Origin of the sequence: Tunturiibacter gelidiferens (genome assembly GCF_051013345.1) — a bacterium.
Lineage (GTDB): Bacteria > Acidobacteriota > Terriglobia > Terriglobales > Acidobacteriaceae > Edaphobacter > Edaphobacter gelidiferens_A.
In genome coordinates, this window is record NZ_CP132939.1 from 2,810,227 (window position 1) to 2,830,185 (window position 19,959).

At 59.5% G+C, this 19,959-nt stretch carries 18 protein-coding genes and 4 pseudogenes; 10 read left to right on the top strand and 12 right to left on the bottom strand.

All coding sequences use genetic code 11. The annotated features are described in order from the left end of the window. The first annotated feature begins 91 nt into the window (after positions 1 to 91). From RBB80_RS13880 to RBB80_RS13890, 3 genes are all read left to right on the top strand, one after another. Entirely contained in the window at positions 92 to 1,123 is a 1,032-nt protein-coding gene (locus tag RBB80_RS13880; protein WP_433968806.1) for a zinc-dependent alcohol dehydrogenase family protein, read from the top strand. Between the two features lie 82 nt (positions 1,124 to 1,205). Next, positions 1,206 to 2,147, top strand: coding sequence for an ABC transporter ATP-binding protein (locus RBB80_RS13885; protein WP_433968808.1), 942 nt, complete (start codon positions 1,206 to 1,208; stop codon positions 2,145 to 2,147). A 31-nt stretch (positions 2,148 to 2,178) separates the two neighbouring features. Next, positions 2,179 to 3,063: an ABC transporter permease gene (locus RBB80_RS13890; RefSeq protein ID WP_433968809.1), complete on the top strand. Its 885-nt coding sequence runs from the start codon at positions 2,179 to 2,181 to the stop codon at positions 3,061 to 3,063. Between the two features lie 67 nt (positions 3,064 to 3,130). Here RBB80_RS13890 and RBB80_RS13895 read toward each other — a convergent pair whose 3' ends face one another. The 5 genes and pseudogenes from RBB80_RS13895 to RBB80_RS13915 all read right to left on the bottom strand — a co-directional run bounded on the left by RBB80_RS13895 (position 3,131) and on the right by RBB80_RS13915 (position 7,137). After that, complete coding sequence (locus RBB80_RS13895; protein WP_433968811.1) at positions 3,131 to 3,712, bottom strand: FAD-dependent oxidoreductase; 582 nt, start codon at positions 3,710 to 3,712, stop codon at positions 3,131 to 3,133. Next, positions 3,709 to 4,386, bottom strand: coding sequence for an FAD-dependent oxidoreductase (locus RBB80_RS13900; RefSeq protein ID WP_433968812.1), 678 nt, complete (start codon positions 4,384 to 4,386; stop codon positions 3,709 to 3,711). Before RBB80_RS13900 ends, RBB80_RS13895 begins: the two co-directional genes overlap by 4 nt. Positions 4,387 to 4,627: 241 nt before the next feature. Further along, positions 4,628 to 5,633, bottom strand: a pseudogene (locus RBB80_RS13905) (YpdA family putative bacillithiol disulfide reductase). Between the two features lie 42 nt (positions 5,634 to 5,675). Next, positions 5,676 to 6,383 (bottom strand): response regulator, encoded by a 708-nt coding sequence (locus RBB80_RS13910; protein WP_179585554.1) that lies wholly within the window; start codon positions 6,381 to 6,383, stop codon positions 5,676 to 5,678. 37 nt (positions 6,384 to 6,420) lie between these two features. Further along, the gene (locus tag RBB80_RS13915; protein ID WP_433968814.1) at positions 6,421 to 7,137 is read right to left on the bottom strand and encodes an Hpt domain-containing response regulator; all 717 of its coding nucleotides are present in this window, start codon (positions 7,135 to 7,137) and stop codon (positions 6,421 to 6,423) included. A gap of 399 nt (positions 7,138 to 7,536) precedes the next feature. On the opposite strand from RBB80_RS13915, the pseudogene RBB80_RS13920 reads away from it, so the two are divergent. Both RBB80_RS13920 and RBB80_RS13925 read left to right on the top strand, forming a co-directional pair. Then, positions 7,537 to 7,923: pseudogene (locus tag RBB80_RS13920) on the top strand (DUF2339 domain-containing protein); the annotation flags it as partial. An 82-nt stretch (positions 7,924 to 8,005) separates the two neighbouring features. Beyond that, positions 8,006 to 9,127 carry a DUF2339 domain-containing protein gene (locus RBB80_RS13925; protein ID WP_433968815.1) on the top strand — a complete coding sequence of 374 codons (1,122 nt, stop codon included), beginning with the start codon at positions 8,006 to 8,008 and terminating at the stop codon, positions 9,125 to 9,127. A 377-nt stretch (positions 9,128 to 9,504) separates the two neighbouring features. Here RBB80_RS13925 and RBB80_RS13930 read toward each other — a convergent pair whose 3' ends face one another. Continuing rightward, positions 9,505 to 9,636: a hypothetical protein gene (locus tag RBB80_RS13930; protein ID WP_433968817.1), complete on the bottom strand. Its 132-nt coding sequence runs from the start codon at positions 9,634 to 9,636 to the stop codon at positions 9,505 to 9,507. A 62-nt stretch (positions 9,637 to 9,698) separates the two neighbouring features. Next, positions 9,699 to 10,016, bottom strand: coding sequence for a hypothetical protein (locus RBB80_RS13935; protein WP_433968819.1), 318 nt, complete (start codon positions 10,014 to 10,016; stop codon positions 9,699 to 9,701). Between the two features lie 30 nt (positions 10,017 to 10,046). Here RBB80_RS13935 and RBB80_RS13940 point away from each other — a divergent pair, with 30 nt between their 5' ends. Further along, positions 10,047 to 10,421: a hypothetical protein gene (locus tag RBB80_RS13940; protein ID WP_433968821.1), complete on the top strand. Its 375-nt coding sequence runs from the start codon at positions 10,047 to 10,049 to the stop codon at positions 10,419 to 10,421. Between the two features lie 143 nt (positions 10,422 to 10,564). On the opposite strand, the pseudogene RBB80_RS13945 reads toward RBB80_RS13940, so the two are convergent. After that, positions 10,565 to 13,247, bottom strand: a pseudogene (locus tag RBB80_RS13945) (DNA translocase FtsK). A 382-nt stretch (positions 13,248 to 13,629) separates the two neighbouring features. Between RBB80_RS13945 and RBB80_RS13950 the strand changes: the two are divergent. Together RBB80_RS13950 and RBB80_RS13955 are read left to right on the top strand one after the other, a co-directional pair. Beyond that, positions 13,630 to 14,094, top strand: a complete 465-nt coding sequence (locus tag RBB80_RS13950) for a PA2169 family four-helix-bundle protein (RefSeq protein WP_433968822.1) — start codon at positions 13,630 to 13,632, stop codon at positions 14,092 to 14,094. Positions 14,095 to 14,190: 96 nt separating this feature from the next. Next, positions 14,191 to 14,547: a DoxX family protein gene (locus RBB80_RS13955; protein WP_433968823.1), complete on the top strand. Its 357-nt coding sequence runs from the start codon at positions 14,191 to 14,193 to the stop codon at positions 14,545 to 14,547. 4 nt (positions 14,548 to 14,551) lie between these two features. On the opposite strand, the gene RBB80_RS13960 is transcribed toward RBB80_RS13955, so the two are convergent. The 4 genes from RBB80_RS13960 to RBB80_RS13975 all read right to left on the bottom strand — a co-directional run bounded on the left by RBB80_RS13960 (position 14,552) and on the right by RBB80_RS13975 (position 16,720). Further along, complete coding sequence (locus RBB80_RS13960) at positions 14,552 to 15,037, bottom strand: undecaprenyl-diphosphate phosphatase (protein WP_433968825.1); 486 nt, start codon at positions 15,035 to 15,037, stop codon at positions 14,552 to 14,554. 26 nt (positions 15,038 to 15,063) lie between these two features. Next, entirely contained in the window at positions 15,064 to 15,435 is a 372-nt protein-coding gene (locus tag RBB80_RS13965; protein WP_433968827.1) for an undecaprenyl-diphosphate phosphatase, read from the bottom strand. Between the two features lie 260 nt (positions 15,436 to 15,695). Then, positions 15,696 to 15,869: a hypothetical protein gene (locus RBB80_RS13970; protein WP_433968829.1), complete on the bottom strand. Its 174-nt coding sequence runs from the start codon at positions 15,867 to 15,869 to the stop codon at positions 15,696 to 15,698. 2 nt (positions 15,870 to 15,871) lie between these two features. After that, on the bottom strand, positions 15,872 to 16,720 hold the full coding sequence (locus RBB80_RS13975; protein WP_433968830.1) for an SH3 domain-containing protein: 849 nt from the start codon (positions 16,718 to 16,720) through the stop codon (positions 15,872 to 15,874). Between the two features lie 185 nt (positions 16,721 to 16,905). Between RBB80_RS13975 and RBB80_RS13980 the strand changes: the two genes are divergently transcribed. Both RBB80_RS13980 and RBB80_RS13985 read left to right on the top strand, forming a co-directional pair. Beyond that, positions 16,906 to 18,093: a tetratricopeptide repeat protein gene (locus RBB80_RS13980; protein WP_433968832.1), complete on the top strand. Its 1,188-nt coding sequence runs from the start codon at positions 16,906 to 16,908 to the stop codon at positions 18,091 to 18,093. Positions 18,094 to 18,261: 168 nt separating this feature from the next. Next, positions 18,262 to 19,706: pseudogene (locus RBB80_RS13985) on the top strand (chloride channel protein). Positions 19,707 to 19,959: the final 253 nt, after the last annotated feature.

Below are 19,959 nucleotides of genomic sequence, written 5' to 3' on the forward strand. Positions count from 1 at the left end.
ACGCTGCGATATATCAATATATAAATAGTTTCGCTATTCTCGTCTCCTGGCAATTCCAAAATCGGCAGCATCCAACCCTTCCAGAGACACTATGCGCGCATACCCAATCCAGCAATTCGGCCTCGATCACCTCCGGCAGATTGATCTGCCTACTCCGCAAATAACCCCCGGCACGGTCCTGATCAAAGTTCACGCGGTCTCTCTAAACTATCGCGATCTGATGGTGGTCAAAGGCCTCTACAACCCGAAGATGTCCCTGCCGCGCATCCCCTGTTCCGACGGAGCGGGAGAAGTCGTCGCCACGGGCGACGGTGTCACCCGCGTCAAAGTCGGCGACCGCGTCTGCGGCATCTTCATGCAGCGCTGGCTCGACGGCCCGCTTACCGCCGACAAATCAAAGGCCGCTCTCGGAGGCGACGCAGACGGCATGCTCACTGAGTACGCTCTTCTCGATCAAGAGGGAGTCGTCCGTTTCCCCGAGCACCTCACCTACGAAGAGGCCTCCACTCTCCCCTGTGCTGGCGTGACTGTGTGGAACGCTCTTCATCACGCCGGAGACCCACCCAGTCCAGCACATCCAGGAGAGACCGTAGTCATCCAGGGCACAGGCGGCGTCTCTATCTTTGCGCTCCAATTCGCGAAGCTCCTCGGAGCCCGCGTTCTCGGCACCTCCTCGAGCGAAGAGAAGTTATCCCGCGCACGCAGCCTCGGCCTCGACGCAGGATACAACTACAAGCTTCATCCCGACTGGTCCAAATGGGTTACCGAAACGACCGCAGGCATGGGAGCAGATCGCATCATCGAGGTAGGTGGCGCTGGCACCTTTGGTCAATCTTTGCGATCTGCCCGAGTCGGCGGCACGGTCGCGCAGATAGGCATTCTCTCCGGCGTCGCAACCTCAGACCCCGTCGCCCTCACACCCATCCTTCACAAGCAGCTTCGCGTGCAGGGCATCTACGTAGGCTCCCGCGCCATGTTCGAGGAGATGAACGCTGCCATCTCAAAGGCCGGCCTGCGTCCTGTCATCGACAAGGTCTTCGATTTCACTCAGGCCGCTGAGGCCTTCGCCCACATGGAGTCCGCATCGCACTTCGGAAAGATCGTCATTCGCACAGCTCGTTGACAATGCAAAACAGTCAACGCCTCAACCACCTGAAACGCAACGTAGTGTTGCATATAATCGCACAAGCGTAGGAGGAGCCGAAATGATAGTGGAGATCGAAAGCCTCCAGAAAATCTACGACGGCAAGCAACGAGTCGTCGCCGTCGACGGCATCGATCTCAGAGTCCACGAAGGCGAGCTCTTCGGCCTTCTCGGCCCTAATGGCGCAGGCAAGACCACCACCATCAGCATCTGCACCACCCGCGCCCTGCCAACCTCGGGGCGTGTTCGCATCGCAGGAATCGACGTCGTTGATACCCCCGCGGTGGCTCGTCGCTTCATCGGCGTGGTGCCCCAGTACAACACGCTCGACCGAGCCTGCACCATCTACGAGAACATTAACTTCCACTGTCTCTATTTCGGCTTCTCCGGCTCGGAGGCGGCCGACAGAACCAATCAGCTTCTCGCGCAGTTCCACCTCACCGAGCGTGCGGGTGCCTATCCCGCACAACTCTCAGGTGGTCTCGCGCAGCGTGTCCAGATTGCCCGTGCCATCGCCCATCGCCCCAAAGTTCTCTTCCTGGACGAGCCTAGCGCCGGCTTGGACCCACAAAGCCGCATCGCTATGTGGGACGCCGTCCGCAACCTTCGCGAAGAGGGAATCACTGTCGTCCTCACAACCCATTACATGGAAGAGGCAGACGAGCTCTGCGATCGCGTCGCCATCATCGACCACGGCAGAATCCTAGTACAGGACACCCCCACAGCACTCAAAGGCTCCGTCGGCGCGCAGAAGGTTTACGAGCTATACCTCCGCAGCCAGGACGACATCCCCACCCTCGTCCGGCAGCTCCAGCAACTCACTGGAGTAGCCAGGGCAGAGCCTACCCCAAAGGGCGTCCGCGTCCTGGCCCACGGAGCCGAAGGCCTCCTCTCCGACGTCGTTCGTGAGGCGAACCCTTACGGCCTCCGCGACCTTACCATCACCGAAACCAGCCTCGAGACCGTCTTCATCCGTCTCACCGGCCGCGACCTTCGCGAGTAGCTCAGAGCTTCGTCTAAAGATCGAGATATTTATGACACAACTGGCAGAGGCCGCAAAACCGAGCACGCCGCCAAATCGTCAAACCGCCCGCGGGTCCCAAAGCTCGAAGCTCACTCAGTACACGCGTGCCTTCGTTGGTCTCTTCCGCCGCGATCTGCACGTCTTGCGCCGTGAGTTATTCCCCTTCATCATCCGCGTCTGCATGAACCCCCTGCTCTTCCTCTTCGTCTTCACCTACGTCATCCCTCATATGAACGCAGGCGCCGCCATGAATCCCACCGCATCCATGGCCGGCAACGCCTTCTCCACAGTTCTGCTGCCGGGCCTCATGGCTGTCGCCATCATGTTCTCCGGCATTGCCGCGGTCGCCCTCCCTCTCGCGCAGGAGTTCGGAATCACCCGCGAGATCGACGACCGTGTCATGTGCCCGTTACCGGTGCCTTTCGTCGCCATCGAAAAAATCTGCTTCTCTGCCGTTCAGAGCGTCATCGCTGCCTGCATCGTCTACCCGTTGGCCTACTACGTTCCGGCAACGCACCCGACTACCCACATCAGCAACTGGCCGTTCCTCATCCTGGTTGTAGCTCTTGCCAGTCTCACCGCCGGCGCGCTCGGCCTCACCATCGGCACCAGCGTCAAACCGCAGCAGATTGGTCTCATCTTCGGCGTGGTCGTCATCCCGATCACGTTCCTGGGTTGCGTTTACTACCCCTGGGCCGCGCTCACGCACATCCGCTGGCTCCAGGTTGGCGTTCTCATCAACCCAATCGTCTACATGAGCGAAGGCCTACGCGCCGCGTTAACTCCCACGCTGCCGCACATGAACCCCTTCCTCATCGTAGGCATGCTCATAGCCTCTCTCTGCCTACTCACCTGGCTGGGCATCAAGGGCTTTCTGCGCCGCGTCATCGGCTAACAACACTTGAAATGCGGCTGTACCCGAACGTTTGGTTGGACACGTCTTACGTCAGGCCGGCGGCGACTCAACCTTTTGAAAGATGCTCCGCCATCTGACGCCCTGTTCGAACGCTCTCTGAGATTCCTCTGTCTTCCGGATAGTAGAAGCACGTATCCGCAACCTGTAGTCCTCGAATCGGAGTTTGGATCGGTGGAATCTTCGCTGCGAATCCAGGTTCGCAGACAGGTTGCGCATGACGAAGACGGGATACGTGTTGCGCGATAATGTCGTCGCGCGTAAGCTGCGGATTCAACCTCTGAAGGTATCCGAAGGACTCGTTTAGAAGCTCTTCGTCTGTCCAGGTGAATTTGATATTGTCGTTTGGCATGTAATAAGGCACATACACCACAGTGTCGCCGCCGACCGGTCTTAGCTGCGAAAACTCAATGATTCCTGGGGTAGAAATATCTGGTTCACTGATATTGACCCAGAAGTGCGGACTCACCGATCGCTTGAGTTTGAAGACCAGGCAGCAAATACCCATATTTACGATGGACTCGTAACGTGCCTTCCACTCTTCAGGTAGGTCCGGGATCATCGCCGCAACCAGCGGTGTTGGAACCGTGCAGATAATCGCATCCGCTCGCACGAACCCCTCGGGCGTCATGACCCCTTTACCTGACCATCTTCCACTATCACTTTCTGCGCCCCGCAACGCGTGCGGACCTTGCCGCCCTTGCTCACAATCGACGAGCACAAAGCATTCACCAGCGTTTGACTCCCGCCTTCAATGTAGCCGAGCTCTTCCTCCATGAATGACTTGCGGGAGCGGCCTAGCCGTTTGATACGAGTCCATATCCAGGCGGCTGAGACATTATCCGCATATTGATAAAACTTCAGCGCGAACAGTGGCTTCCAGAGACGCTCAAACACCTCCGTCCCACACCATCGAGTGATCCATCTGTGGGCTGCCTCTGTTTCAATCGCATCCCAGCGCTCCCGCCGCACAGACAAAAACGCAAACAGGCCGTACCTGAGACGGGAGAGGATGCTGATTTCTGGAAATTTCAGCAGCGCAAAGGGGGTGCCCCAATCGTGCATCCTGTTGCCGGTAAAGATGCCCATGGAGGTAGTCCTCCACTTCAGCTGATCGCCGATGCCAAGTTCTTCCAGCAGCGCCATTGTCGGCGTATCGCTCTTACAAACGAAGTGGTAAAAGCGCTCAATGGAAAGCCCTGCCATATCAAAGTGAGCGGCCATGCCGCCGGGCTCCGGCGCCACCTCCAGAACTTCCACTGTGTGTCCCGCCCTAGCGGCGTGGAACGCTGCAGAAAGACCCATTGCCCCTGATCCAATGATTACAACGTGAGCGATAAAGCACCTTCTCCTGAAGTTTGCGCAAAGCGTGAAGTCGGATGGTTCGTTACGGACATCTCGCAACCGACAGAGGAGGTCTGGCTTTCCTTGCGCAGCACAGATCCCCTGAAGATTTCTTCGATTGTCGGTTCCAGACTACCATCCGTCAGTGAGTCAGCAACAGGACCGGATGTGAAGAGATATCGCTCCAGCCGAGCCCCACAACCTAAGCCGCAACGCGCTTCCTCCGCAAATCTTCCGCGATCAACTTCCCATGGAAGCGCCCGTTTTCGATGAAGATCTCACTCGTCCGCTCCCCCGCGACAATGACTCCGGCCGCATAGATTCCAGGCACGTTGCTTTCGAGCGTAGCCGGATTGCATACGGGGCAACGGTCGTTCGCTTTATCCAGTTTTACCCCCAGCCTTTCGATGAACTCGAAGTCCGGATGGTACCCCGTCAGCGCAAACACAAACTGGTTTGCAATCGTCACCTTTCCCTCCGGGTTGCGAGCGTCACATCGTCCTCGGTAATGTTCGTGACAACGCTATCGAAGTAGGCTTCGACCTCATGATTTTTGATCCGGTTATTGATGTCCGGCAGAATCCAGTACTTCACACTTTTCGGAATCTCCTTGCCCCGATGCACCAACGTTACCTTCGCTCCATGACGCCAAAGGTCGAGCGCTGCAATCGCTGCGGAGTTCTTGCCCCCGATCACCAATACATCAAGCCCATAGTACGGATGTGGCTCATGATAGTAGTGCTTCACCTTGTTAAGATCCTCGCCCGGAATTCCAAGGTAGTTCGGTAGATCGTAATATCCGGTGGCGATCACCAACTTCCGCGCACGATGCTGCACCGCCCGCCCAAAGCGATCCGTTGTGTGAACCGTAAAATTCCCGTCCCCACCTTCTACCTGCTCAACATTCTCATACTGACGAACATCCAGCCGGTAGAACTCGGCCACCTTGCGGTAGTACTCAAGAGCCTCACTGCGATTGGGTTTCTGGTTTGGACTGGAGAAGGGCATGTCCCCAATCTCCAGCAGCTCCGGCGTCGTAAAAAAGTCATATGCGCTGGGTAATGAAACAGCGAATTGCAAAGGCAGCCCTTATCGACCAGCATCGTCGTAAAACCCGCCCGTTGTGCCTCAATCGCGCAGGCCATGCCAGTCGGCCCCGCGCCAATCACCAATAAATCCACAATCTCTGAAGTCGCACCCTCGCTCATGCCTTCATTTTACTGAAGGCCCGCAAACGACAGATCCGAGAGCTAGTTATCCAGAACAACAAGCTTGTGAGCTATCGCAAAGAGCGCCAACTCCAGCCGCGTCGAAACGCCGGTCTTGTCGAAGATATTCGAAAGATGCCGCTTCACCGTCTCCTCACTGATCGTGAACTGCTTCGCGACATCTTTGTTGCTGCAGCCTTCCACGATGCAGGTCACAACCTCCAGTTCCCTGGGCGTCAAACCATAGGTCTTCCGCTCCGGGACTGCCGCTGCCTTCTTCATCAATTCGTTCAGCGCCGTCACCAGATTGGCAACGCGCTCCCCGCCTATCCAGTAGTCGCCAGAGAGCACAGCCCGCAGGGAACGTGAAAGATCGCCCGCAACCGCATCCTTCAGCACGATACCGCGAGCTCCGATCTGCAGCGCTTCGATGATCTGTTGCGTCGAGATCGTACTCGTCAGCATGATGATCTTCACCCGCGGCGACTTGCTCATAATCGCGCGCAGAGCCTCCAGTCCAGGCAGCCGAGGCATCTGCAGATCGAGCAGCAGAATATCCGGTTCAAGCTCCAGCGTCTGTGTAATCGCCACGTCGCCATCTTCCGCTTCGCCTACCACCTCGAAGCCAGCCTCATTCTCCAGCATGTTCTTCACGCCGAAGCGCACCACCGGATGATCGTCGGCAACAACGATACGGATCGGTGTCGCCGCAACAACTGCATCGTCAGACTTCTTTATCGATTCCTTCATCGTTGCATCATCTCCCCGACAACTCGTTGACCCGACACTAGTTGCTTTCGCGTGCGATCAGAATACGCCGCAGTCGTTCGCACGCCACCATGAATTCGTCCAATGTAGCTACATCGTCATCACACAAACCCCGCTCCTCCATTGACGTTGCAAGTCTTTGCATCTCAATGGCGCCCACCATCCCGCACCCACCCTTGACGGCATGAGCCTCCTTTTTATACGCGGCATCATCGCCATCGGATGTTGCCCGTCGCATCTTCCCAATCCTCGCCTCCGCATCCTTGAGGCAAAGGGCATACAGCTGCTCCAACTGCGACCGCCGCATGGAATCTGAAAGCTTCCCATACACATCCTCATCCAACACGCCTCCGTTCGCAGAGCTTGATCCCCGTTCGACCCGAGCGGAACCACCGGAGATCGCTCCAGCCAGGGTCTTCATCGTAAACGGTTTCAGTAGAAACCCATCGAACTCCTGCCCCGTCCCATCCTCTAACTTGCTGCCGCTCATCGCCAGCAGCAAGGTTCCCACCCCGCACAATTCGCGCAGCCGCCGGGCAAGTTCATCCCCCGCAGTCCCGGGCATCTGCATATCCGTCAACACCACCTCAGGCAAAGGACGTACCCGCTGCACATGTGCCAGCGCAGCATCCCCCGACTCCACCGCCTCAACCTCGTATCCCGCCCTCTCCACCAGCAGCATAAGCACCTCGCGGCTCAACTCATCGTCATCCACAATCAAAATCTGAACCGGCATCTATCTCACTCGTCCTTAGCGCAAAGACTATCAACTGACAGTCTTCAGTTACCACTCCGGCGCACGATAGCGGTAAAGTAGTTGCCATGGCTTCGGAGGATGAGCAGGACGAGCGGAATCAGGACCAGCCGAAGCAGCCCAACGAGCAAGCCCAGCTGGCCGCGACCCTCGCAGCCCTCTCCGCCCGCGTCGAAAGTCTAGAGCGGCAACTGGCAGAACTGCGCTCCACCCCGTCTTTGAGAGCGCGTAAACTCGTAGCCCCTCCACCACGCCCTTCCCCAACTCCATCCACAGAAGCCCCCTCCCCGACTTCGTCCGCTGTCCCCCAGATCCAACGGCTCGCTGGAAGACCGCATCGGCTCCCAGCTCTTCAGCCGCATCGGCATCGTCGCGCTCCTCATCGCCACCACTCTCTTCCTCAAGTGGGCTATCGACAATCACTGGATAGGCCCCATAGGCCGCATCCTCGCCGGTCTTATCGCGGGCGCGGCTATCGTAGTCTGGTCCGAGCGCTTTCGCCGCCAGGGCTTCAACGCCTTCTCCTACTCGCTCAAGGCCATCGGCAGCGGAGCCCTCTACCTCTCTCTCTGGGCAGCCTTCCAGCTCTACCATCTACTACCCGCCGGCGTAGCTCTCAGCGCCATGATTCTGGTCACCGCATGGAACGCCTACATGGCCTGGTCGCAGAACGGCCAGATCCTTGCCGCCTACGCACTCGCGGGAGCCTTCGCAACCCCTCTTCTCCTCTCCACCGGCGGCAACCACGAAGTCTTCCTCTTTACCTACATCCTCGCAATCGACGTCGCCACGGTCTCGCTCGTCCGCCTCAAACCCTGGCCACGTCTTCTTCGGAGTCTTTCCCCTCACAGTGGCCTTCTTCATCGGCTGGTACGTCGAGTGGTTCGATGTCTACAACACGCCGAAGCCCCTAGCCGCCACAGCGATCTTCATCGGCCTATTCTTCGTTACGTTCCTCATTCCGTCCCTCCGCACCCCGCAAAACGAAGAACATCGCTCCACTCCGATCACCGAGATCCTCCTCCCGCTCACCAACGCTGCCTTCGTGGCTCTCGCGTTTTACTCAGTCCTCCAGGACACCGGCAATCACGATCTCCTCCCCTGGCTGGCGGTTCTATTCGCCGCGTTTTATCTGGGCCTGATGCGCCTGCCCCAATCCCGCGTAACCTCCGCCGTCCATCTCTCTCTCGCAATCGTCTTCCTCACCATCGCCATCCCTCTAAAGGCCAGTGGTCGTTGGATCATCGTTGGCTGGCTCGCTGAGGGGGCGGCTCTCCTCTGGGTCGCGGCTCGTCTCTCCAGCCCAACCCCAGTCAAGGCCGCCGCTACAGCCCCGCTCATCCTTCGCCGCCTCGCTACCATAGCTTTGGTCCTCGGCATCTGCGGCCTCCTCGTTGAACCTTTCTGGCTCAACGAGCGAATAGAAACCGCATTCCTCAACCTCCGCTTTGCTACCGCTCTCTTCGGACTCGCCGCTCTGGGCCTCTCAGCGCTCGTGGCGCATGGCCCCATCCGTCATTCCGACGATCAGGACAAAACAATCCCGACCTGGTTCACAATCGCGGGATCCTCTATAGTCGCCTTCAACTTCATCGCCATCCTCTCGTGCCTCCGCGAGCTTGACTCCGCATGGCGCGTCTCCGCCGACAATCCGGAAGCCGATCTGCAAAAGGCCCTCGCCATCTCCGCCTTTCTCATGATCTACGGAGCGTGCCTGCTCGCCATGGGCTTCTGGAAGCGATCCGCCTTCCTCCGCTGGCAGGCGCTCCTCCTGCTCGTCTTCACCATCGGGAAGGCTTTCCTCTACGATCTGCGCAACCTCAGCCAGGGCTACCGCGTCCTAAGCTTTCTCGGCCTCGGAGCCTTATTGATGGCCATCAGCTTCGCCTATCAGAAAGACTGGCTCGCCCTCCGCATCCCCAACCCGACGCCCGAACCTCATCTGCCCAGGCAGGAAGGAGCCGACCAGTGAAGTCTGCGATCTTCCTGACCCTTCTTCTCTGGCAGGCCAACCCAACCCCGGAGCCAACCGACCCGCACTATCTCCGCTTCGAACGAGCCATCACAGTCCCGTCAGGCGCAGGTCAAAGCTGCGCCGTCATCGACCCCTCTGTCTTCCCACACGCCGGTCCGTCTCTCAAAGATCTCCGCCTCTTTCAGAACAACCGTGAGATCCCCTACGCCATCACGCTGAGCGAACCCCAACAGCCTGACAGCGACATCGCCACCATACGCAACCTGGGCCTTCGCGGTCGCAACATCGTCTTCGACCTCGAGATGCCGAACCGCCCCTATACCGAGCTCGCTCTCGATCTAGCCGGACAAGACTTCCTCGCCACCGCCACAGTCTCAGGGACCCACGACCCCAACTACGCGAACCAGACCAATCTCGGTGAGTTCACCATCTTCGACCTCACCAGCCAGCATCTCTCTCGCAGCACGACGATTCACCTGCAGGAGACCAGCCTCCCTTATCTCCACATCGAACTAGCAGTCTCCCCAGCGGTCGGCACACACGCCTTAGACGGTTCTCCCCAGGCTCTTCAAAAGATGGTGAAGTCGGTCACCGTCCCCCCAGCCGCGAAGCTCAGTCTCTCTATACCAAGGCAGCCGAAACCTCCAGCATCATTCAACGCGGCCGCCAGAGCATCGCCACCTTCGGCCTGCCACAACGCATCCCCATTGAGCGTGTCTCCTTCGTCCTCTCGCCGGTCTTCAAAGGGAACTTCAGTCGCGACGTCAGCATCAAGGACCACCCCACCACCACTCCTAACCCAGCCGATGCACTCAACGAAACCCTCGCCGGCACCATCCTCCGCGTCCACCTCACTCAGGCAGGTCGCGAGATTCGTCAGGAGCAACTCACCGTCCCCGCTACCCTGGGCTCCAACATGCAAAGCGCAGCCACAGTCGAAGTCGCGGTCAACAACGGTGACGACCCCCCACTCCCATTCACCGCCATTCGCCTCGAGACGCGTCAGCGCAAGATCTGTTTCGACGCCCCCACAGCCCAGCCTCTCATCCTCTTCTACGGAGACGCCGCCCTAACCGCACCCCAGTACGACTACACCCGCCTCTTCTCCCCGTCGAGCGAGTTCCACGCAGCAAAGTTAGGCCCTGAGCAGTTCAACCCTGCCTACCGAGATCGTCCAGACGCCCGCCCCCTCACAGACCGCCATCCTCACCTGCTCTGGATCGCGCTTCTGACCGTCATCTGCATCCTCGCAATCATCGCCATCCGTTCGTCGAAGACAGTCCACCGCTAGCTGATATCTTCCGACCAAAGGGAGGACGGCAACTTCCATCTCCGCCAAGACGAGGTATACGGGTCACGAAGTGACCGCCCTCCGCGTAGGAGGCCCGTCCGGCAGGACAGATCATTGGCGGACCAGCAGCGCGGAGAACGCTCTTACCGAATCGCCGCATCCACTTCGCTGATCCAATTTGGCGACTTCAGAATCTCTCGCGGCTTCGATCCGTCCGCAGGCCCCACCAAACCGTCGTTGTACATCATGTCGATCAGGTGAGCCGCGCGCCCATATCCGATCCGCAGCCTGCGCTGGAGCAGGGAAGTGCTCGCCTTTCCAAACTCAAACACCAACCGAACCGCATCGTCGTACATCGGGTCGTTGTTGTCCCCATCGCCGCCGCCATCGCCATCTTTGCCGGTGCCGTTGTCTTCCTTCGGTCCCTCCAGGAAGCCATGCACATACTCGGCCTCGCCCTGCGCCTTCCAGAACGCAGTCACGGCCGAGATCTCTTTCTCCGTCACAAACGGTGCATGCACACGCTGAACCCGGCTCGTCCCCGGCGGCAGATAGAGCATATCGCCGCGTCCCAGCAGGCTCTCCGCGCCATTCGAATCGATGATCGTCCGCGAGTCCACCTTCGTCGCCAATCGGAAGCTCATACGGGTAGGTACATTCGCCTTGATCAACCCGGTAATTACATCCACGGAAGGCCGCTGCGTCGCCAGCACAAGGTGGATGCCCACCGCACGAGCCATCTGCGCCAACCGGGTGATCGACTCTTCGACATTCGCCCGGTCCAGCATCATCAGGTCAGCCAGCTCGTCGATGATGATGATGATGTAAGGCAGCGGCTCCTGATTCACGTCCTCAAACAAGTACTCGCTGCCATGGTCGAACAGCTTATTGAACTGATCGATATTCCTCACATGATTCGCAGCCAGCAGCTTCAGTCTTCGCTCCATCTCGCGCACCGCATTCCGCAGCGCATTGGCCGCCAGCTTCGCTTCGGTAATGATCGGCGTAAACAGGTGAGGGATTCCCTCGTACATCCCAAGCTCCACCCGCTTCGGGTCCACAAGGATCATGCGAACCTGTTCCGGCGTCGACTTGAACAGCACACTCATGATCATGGCATTGATCGCAACCGACTTACCAGAGCCAGTCGAACCCGCAATCAACACATGCGGCATACTCGCCAGATCCGCAGTAACGATGCGCCCATTGATGTCCTTACCAAGAGCAATCGCCAGTCTGCTCTTGCTCTGAGCAAAGCTCTCGCACTCAACCACATCCCGTAGCCAGATCGTCTCCCTCTCATGATTAGGCACCTGGATACCAACCGTGCTCTTGCCCGGCATCCGCTCAATCAGAATCGACTCAGCCGCCATCGCAAGGCAAAGATCATCCGCCAGCCCCGTGATCCGAGCGACCTTCACACCAGCCTCTGGCTTGAACTCGAACGTCGTCACCACAGGCCCTGGATTGATCTGTGTCACCTGCCCGTCGACGCCAAACTCAGCCGACTTCTCCACCAGCACCCGCGCCTCTTCACGCAGCGCATCTTCGCGAACGACAGCGTGCTCTTCACTGCGATAGAGCAGCGACGAAGGGGGCAGCTTGTAGCCCCGTACACTCTTCGGCACAATCGTCACCGGCTTGATATCCGCATCCGCCCGCTTGCCAAAAGAGATACTTTCCGGCAGCGTTCTGCAGCGGCTGCGGAGCAGCAGGGACCGGAGCAGCAAATGAAACTCTGTGCTCCTCCGCTACCTTCTTCGGCGTCCGCATCGGCGCCGGAGCCTTCATCGAAACCGGCTCACGCCACTCGTCAGCACCAGCAAAATCGCTGAAGTTCGACTCGTCATCCAGCGCATGCACCGGAGCCGCCGCTTTGGCCAGCACCTCCGCAAACGGCGCGACCGCCGCCGCCGCCGTACTAAACGCCGTGACCGGAGGAGCATCCACTCGCGTCCGTGGCATCGACTCGAAGATCGAAGGATGATGCCCGACCGCAACCTCCTCGGGTGCAATCGAGATCGGCTGCACCTTCTTCTTCCTGCCTAACCAGCCAAACAATCCACCCAGCAGCGTCGTCGTTGGCTCTGGCTCGGGCTCCAGTCTCCTGCGCTCCGCCGCCTCGGCAAGCTCACGAGCCCGCCGGGCCCTGGCATCCGCCTGCTCCCGTTTACTCCCATACGCCTCTTCAAGATCTACCTCAGCACCAGCCCGGCGACTCCGCCGCTGCGACCACCACTCCCACAGCCGCTGCACAAATCCAAACCGGATCGTCGCCCACTCTCGCGCCGTATTGAACGTAAACGTCGTTGCCAAGTACAGCGACACCGCAACCATCAGCGTCACAACAATCGCAGCCCCGGGTAGATTCAGATAGTGCACCAGCAGATCCGCCAGCAGCCGCCCCGTCGTCCCCTCGATAGGCAGCGAACCGCGCCACATCATCTCCCCCGGCAACAGCGCGATTGCCGCCGGCCCAAACACCACCCACATCCCCAACCCAATCGTCTTCGCCAGCGGAGACCCAGCCGGTCGCGACCGCATCCAGCAGATCCCCAATCGTCCCAGCACCAGCGGCAGGAAGAACGCCGCCACACCAATCAGCTGCAGCGTTCCATCGGCGAGGTACGCCCCAACCATCCCCGTCCAGTTATGCGCCGGCCGCCCTTTAACATACTGTCCCACCGTATCGAAGGACGGATCGGTTGGCGTATAACTCGCCAGCGCCAGCAGCAGCAGCCCTGCGCTCACCAGTACGACCATCCCGAGAATCTCATTCAGGCGGCGGTTGCGCGTCGGGGTCGAAACAAGTCTCAGAGTTTTCATTGGGGAGCCTTCATGTGAGGGGGACGCGCGGGCTCATTCGTCACGGCGCACAAAATCTCTCACGCCGTCCGATCCAAACCGAGCCCGCAAATCACCAGAGCACCTTCGATTATCCCAGACCCTCCCCAACCCCCTACACAAATGTCGAAAAACCTCACTTCGGGGTACCCACATACAAACCCACGGGCACTCCCTGCATCTACTCCCTCATATTCACCGTCGAGCAAAATTTCACTCGGCGGTCCTTAGAACCGGTTGGCAGGGGAGCGGGATTTTCGCGATTTCTCCAGCTTGCCGTCGGCGGAGGAGAATCGCGCGCAGCCGACGGACCCTGCTCCAACCGGATTCCCGAACCACTCCACCCAAGATCGAGGTATTCATCATGCCCACAGATTCAGGTAAGCAGAACGAAATGCAGCGTGCTATCAACTCCCTCGTCAGTACCCTTCTCGACAGCCAGAGAGGCTTTGCCGACATCGGTGAACATCTGAAAGACGACACTCTCAAGCGTTACTTCCTCGCCGAATCCCTCAAGCGTGCCAGCTTCCGCGGGGACATGGAGGAGATCCTCCACCAGAACGGCGTACATGACATCAAGGAGTCCGGCACCACAGCCGGCACCCTCCACCGCGTCTGGGGAGACTTGAAGGCCAAACTCGGCGGCGGAGACCACACCCTCCTCGAGACTGCGGAACAGGGAGAAGACGAAGCCAAAAAGGCCTACGCCGACGCCCTCAATCAGGATCTTCCGTTGCCCGTCCGCCAGCTCATCGCAGAGCAGCAGGCCCACGTCCTAACCTCTCACGACTACGTGAAGAGCCACCGCGACGCACTCGTATCCAAATAACCAAGGCGTACCAATTCGACGACGGGCAGCGAGCTCGACCGCGCTGCCCGATTTTTTTGTTAGCGTGAAGCATGCGAAACAAGGAAGTGATTCAGTATGATCGGCCGCATCCTCCTCGCGTCAATCTTCCTTGTCTCCGGCACACTTCACTTCCTGGCCCCAGGCGCCTACCTGCGAATCATGCCGCCCTACCTACCCGCGCACACACTTCTAGTCCACATCAGCGGAGTGGCGGAGATACTCGGCGGTATCGGCCTGCTCGTCCCCGCAACCCGCCACGCCGCAGCATGGGGTCTGATGGTTCTACTCGTCGCCGTCCTGCCCGCCAACATCTACATGGCGACATCACACTTGCGCCTTCCCGGCGTCATGGGCCAAAGCTGGGCGCAATGGCTCCGCATCCCCTTACAACTCCCACTCATTTACTGGGCATGGCTCTGCACGCGTCGATAGCGACCTAATACCCCGCGTGATACAGCCCAAACACCACCGCAGACGCCGCCAGGCAATAGATCCCGAAGAGATACCATCTGCCCTCCTCCAGCCAACTGCTCAACCACCTCAACGCCAACAGTCCCGCCAGAAATGCAAAGACAGCGCCGAGCACCCCCATCACCATGCTGCCGTGCAGATCAATCGGCAAGCCTGCCGCCTTCGCCTCATGCGAGGCCTTCACCAGCCGCAGTACCTCGCGTCCCACCGCCGGAGGCGTCAGCACCACGGCCAGCGCAAAGCTGAACCGCTCCGCCCGCTCTTTACTCGCCCCCGTCAACATGCCCGTCGAGATCGTAGCGCCCGACCTCGAAAATCCGCGGAACGGCAGACACAAGCCCTGAATCGCACCGATCCAGCCCGCCTGCCGCATCGTCACGCTGTCGCCATAGACCTTCTCATGCGCGCCCATGCGACGCTTCTCCATCAGACCGGCAAGCAGAATCAGCAAGCCCGCCGCCGCCAGCGCAGGCGCAATCAGATCCAGCCGCCCGAACAGCAGTTCGATCTCCCCTTCGAAGCTCCCTTGAACGCGGTCTTCTCAATCACCTTGATGATCACTTCGCCAATCACAGCCGTCAGCAGCGAAGCCCAGATCAAACGGATCAAAAACCGCTTGAACGCATCGCCGCTCGAAAAATAAGTCTTCTTCCACTGGTTCCAGAAGTAAACAATCACGGCGAACATCGTGCCCGTATGCAGCATCACCAGCAGCAGCGTCATCTGCGGCGTCGTCGGGTCAAGTCCCAACAGCTTTTCAGCAACCACAACGTGAGCGGAGCTCGAAACAGGCAAAAGTTCAGCGAGCCCTTGCACAATGGCAAGGATGATGACATGAAGAATCGACATGCATCCATCCTAAAGGGTCTGCATGTGTAAACGGTAAACAAGATAGGTCCTGCCGGAGGAGCCCACTGCGCGTGGGGCGGTCACTTCGTGACGGGTATACCGGTCTAGGCAGGCTTCGCGACATGGGTCCTCCCGTTGGTCGGGATCAATTTCCTTCCGACCAACGGGAGGATCCCGTCTCTTCATCCACCACAACAAGGTATACAAGTCACGAAGTGACCGCCCCACGCGCAGTGGGCCCGTCCGGCAGGACAGCGCCTCTAATCCCGATCACTCCCATAGATCGCAATCCCCTGCGACACCCGAAACGCAATACTAGCCCCGCGAGCCGCAAACTCCGACTTCGGATACCGCGCCTTCAAATCCATAGCCAGCGCCTGTGCCCTCTTCGCCGCCTCCTCCGACCGCTTCTTGTCCTCCTGGACCTGATACATCGTCACCACCACCCCTGACGGTACACCGCGTTATACAGCGCCTCCGCAGCCTTAGGCCCATCTGCATACTGCTGGGCATACTTCACATACAGCCCCGTCTCCATCTCCGGACACTTCGGCAGTCCTTGCCAGTCCCCACACAGCTTGTTGTCCAGCAGATCGAAAGCCGCGCGCGCCGCAAACTCGCTCCCCGGATACATCTTCATTACCTTCTTCAACTCGCCCTCATAGATCTGTGGCCGCAAATAAGCCTCCTGTTCCTTCGCGCTCGGCAGCGTACTGACATCAACCTTATCCAACTGCCAGCGAATATCCGCCGCCCGCCACGCCGCCTCGGCCGCCAACGGCGAGTCCGGAAAGTACTCCGCCACGCGCTTATACAGCAGATGAGCCGCACCGGCCGCACCCTTCGGCGCATGCGGCCGCTCCGCCTCATCTTCAAAGTTCGCAGCCGACCCAAACAGAATTACATCCCCGCCAGCCGTACCCGGCCCCAGAATCCCCTTATCCCGAATCCAACCCGACGCCGGCGTCACATTCGCGTCCTCGCCAAACTCAGGCTTGTTGCGATCGTCCTCATTCGCGTCGTCGTTGATATCGGTATTCGCAAACACCTTCACCCACGGCCCACTCCGCTCAACGATCTGCACCTCGTGTCCCGGCGTCACCAGCGAAAGCTTCTGCGCATCCGCATCTGACGCAACATACACATTCGCATCATGAAGCACAGTCGCAATGGCCGCCCTGTCGTAGTTCTGTCTCTTCTTCTGCCCCCACGCAGCGGCGCTCGTTATCAGCACAGCCGCCCCAACACCCATCGCCGCACATCGCCTGATAGAAAAAATCCGCATAGTCCTCACTTCGACGCCGCCACAAACCACAGGGCAGCGAGATACGGTCCAGTCTAAACTTTTGCTCCTCGACGAAACCGACCAACATCCTTCATGACTCCACAAAACTGCGCCACTATCTCTATACGCATCAAATCCATAGACTGAAGAAAGACCATGCAGCAGGACAAAAACGTGCAAATCGCATGATGACACTCCAGGCGGAAGACTATTCGAGCCTCAAGCGGAAGTTGATCCTCCGCGACTCTCTGACCTTTTTCAGTCTGCTGCTGATCACCATCGTTCTGTTCCTCCTTACGTTCTTCCTCTTTCGCTCCTTCACCTCTCACCGCGAAGAGTTGGCCCAACGCTGGTCCGTCCGAGGCCAGGCCGCCATCAACGCAGGCCACCCCGATCAGGCCATCGTCGCCCTCCGCACCGCCCTCTCCTACGCCCCTGGTCAGCACTCCTGTGAGCTACTCCTCGCCCAGGCCCTCGGCAACGCCGGTCACACCGAGGAGTCCTTCAACTACTTCCTCGGCCTCTGGGAGACTCAACCCGGCGACGGCTTCATCAACCTCAGCCTCGCCCGTCTCGCCGCAAAGAAGAACGATGTACAGTCCGCCATCAACTACTACCGAGCCTCCATCTACGGCACCTGGGAGGGAGACGGAGTCCTCCGCCGCCGCGAGGTCCGTCTCGAGCTCTCGCGGTACCTCATCGCGCGTCAAGACTTCAGCAGCGCCCGTACTGAACTCCTCATCGCCGGAGGCAACGCCCCCGAAGACGTCCCACTGGCCCTCACCCTCGCACAACTTCTCGAGCAGGCCAAAGCCCCTCACGACGCCTTGACCTACTACCGGAAAGTCCTCGCGCAGGAGCCAACAAACCAGGTCGCCCTCCAATCCGCTGCTCGCCTCGAATACGATTCCGGCCACTTCGACGAAGCTCACCGCCTCCTGGAGCGGGCCATGCACCAGCAGGAAAATTCGCCCTCCGCCCACGAATCAACTACCCCCGCCGACAAGCAGATGCTTGAAGACTCCGCGCGCATCCTGGAACTCGCACCCCTGAAGAAGCTCCCAAACAACGAACGTGTCACGCGCATGCTAAAAGCCCGCGCCCTGGCGAAGAAGCGCTTCGACGTCTGCAGCGCCAAGGTCTCCAACGCCAACGGTCTCTCCGCGTCGCTGCGTGATCTCACCGCAAAATGGGCAAGCAGAGACGCCACCAGCAGCCGCGTCGCTCTCCTCAACGATCCCACTCAGCAGGACGCAGCCATGCAACTCATCTTCGACACCGAGAAGCAGACCAGCAAAATATGCGGCGCTCCCACTGGCGACAACGCGCTCCTTCTGCAACTCGCCCAATTTCCCAAAGCGATGGAGCCCTAAGCAAAGATGAAAGACCAAACAGCAATGGCGGAGACGGAACCAGTCGCACCCAGTGCTCTCCGCGAAGACATCATCGCCCGCATCGCCCCCGGCCGCGAAGAGCGCGTCTTTCTTCTCCTCTCCATCTTCATCGGAGTCATCTCCGGCCTCCTCGTAGTCTCCTTCCGCATGGCTATCGAATGGCTCAGTGTCCTGCTGCTGGGCTCCTCTCCAAACCCGCACCAGCCGCGTCTCCTCTTCATTCCCGCCGCCGCAGGCCTGGTCATTGCAGTCCTCACCCGCTATGTCTTCCCCAACGTCCGCGGCAGCGGAATCAACCAGACCAAAGCCGCCCTCTACATCAGCAACGGCTACATCTCCTTCCGCACCGTCATCGGCAAGTTCCTTCTCTCCGCCCTCGCCATCGGCAGCGGCCACTCTCTCGGCCCCGAAGACCCATCGCTCCAGATCGGAGCCGGCGTAGCCTCGCTCATCAGCCGCCGCTTCGGCATGTCGAAAGAAAAACTCCGCATCTTCGCTCCCATCGGAGCCGCCGCCGGACTCGCTGCCGCCTTCAACGCCCCCATCTCCGCCATCCTCTTCGTCATCGAAGAGGTCATCGGCCAATGGAGCGCCGCTGTCCTCGGCTCCATCGTCCTCTCCGCAGTCGCCAGCGTCGTCGTCGCCCGCTCCTTCTGGGGAGCTCAGCCGATGTTCCGTATCCCCGTCATCGACCTCCGCGACTCCCGCGAACTACTCGCCTACGCCGTCCTCGGAGTCGTCGGCGGTTTTGCCTCTCTCCTCTTCACCCGCTGTCTCAGCTATCTTCGCCCCAAGCTCCGCACCCAGCCGCAGTGGTCGCAGCTTCTACAACCCGCCGCCGCCGGACTTCTCGTAGGAGCCATCGGCTACTTCGGTCTCGTACAAGTCATGGGCGCAGGCTATCAAGCCATCGATCAGGCCATGCATGCGCAGTTCGCCTGGAAGATGCTCCTCCTCCTCGCTCTCTTCAAGATCATCGCCACCACGCTCTCCTTCTCCAGCGGCACCCCTGGCGGCATGTTTGCTCCCACGCTCTTCATCGGAGCCATGCTGGGCGCAGCCGTAGGCACCTTCGAAAAATCTACTTCCCGCACCTCACCGGCACTATCGGCTCCTACGCGCTGGTGGGCATGGGCGTCCTCTTCGCAGCGTTCCTGCGCGCTCCCCTTACCTCCGTCTTCATGGTGATCGAGGTCAGCGGCAACTACTCCATCGTTCTGCCCGTCATCCTCGCGAACACCATCGCCTACATCGTCTCCCGCGTTCTTCAACCCGTTCCCATCCTCGAGCAGTTCACCCACCAGGACGGTCTCGACCTCCCCTCGATGGAAGAGCTCCGCGAAGAGAGCAACCTCCGCCTCGAAGACGCCATGCAACCCGTGACTGTCCCCATCCTTCAAGGCAGCGAAACCATCGCCAACACTCTCCGATCCCTCACCCAATACGAAGACGTGAAATCCATCCCCATCTTCCTCGTCCACTGCAGCGACGGCCTCTGGTACACCGCAAAAGAGAAGAGCTGGAAGCCCTCACGATCAATCAGCCAGAAGGGCAAGACCCAACCACACCCACGTCCCACACCGCGACACTAGCCGAGCATCTAGGCCCCGAGCGCACTCCCGTCCTCTTCCCCGACCTTCCTCTGTCCAGCGCCATCCCTCACTTCCACCGCTGGCCTCTCCTCCCCATCACCAATCGCGCCATGCGAGGCTCTCTCGAGGGCGTACTCTCCCTCCAGGACGTCCTAACCCGCTACCAAAAACACTAAGTCGACCCCGACCAACGGGAGGGCCATTACCTCACACCCACCGAAGACAAGGTATACAAGTCACGAAGTGACCGCCC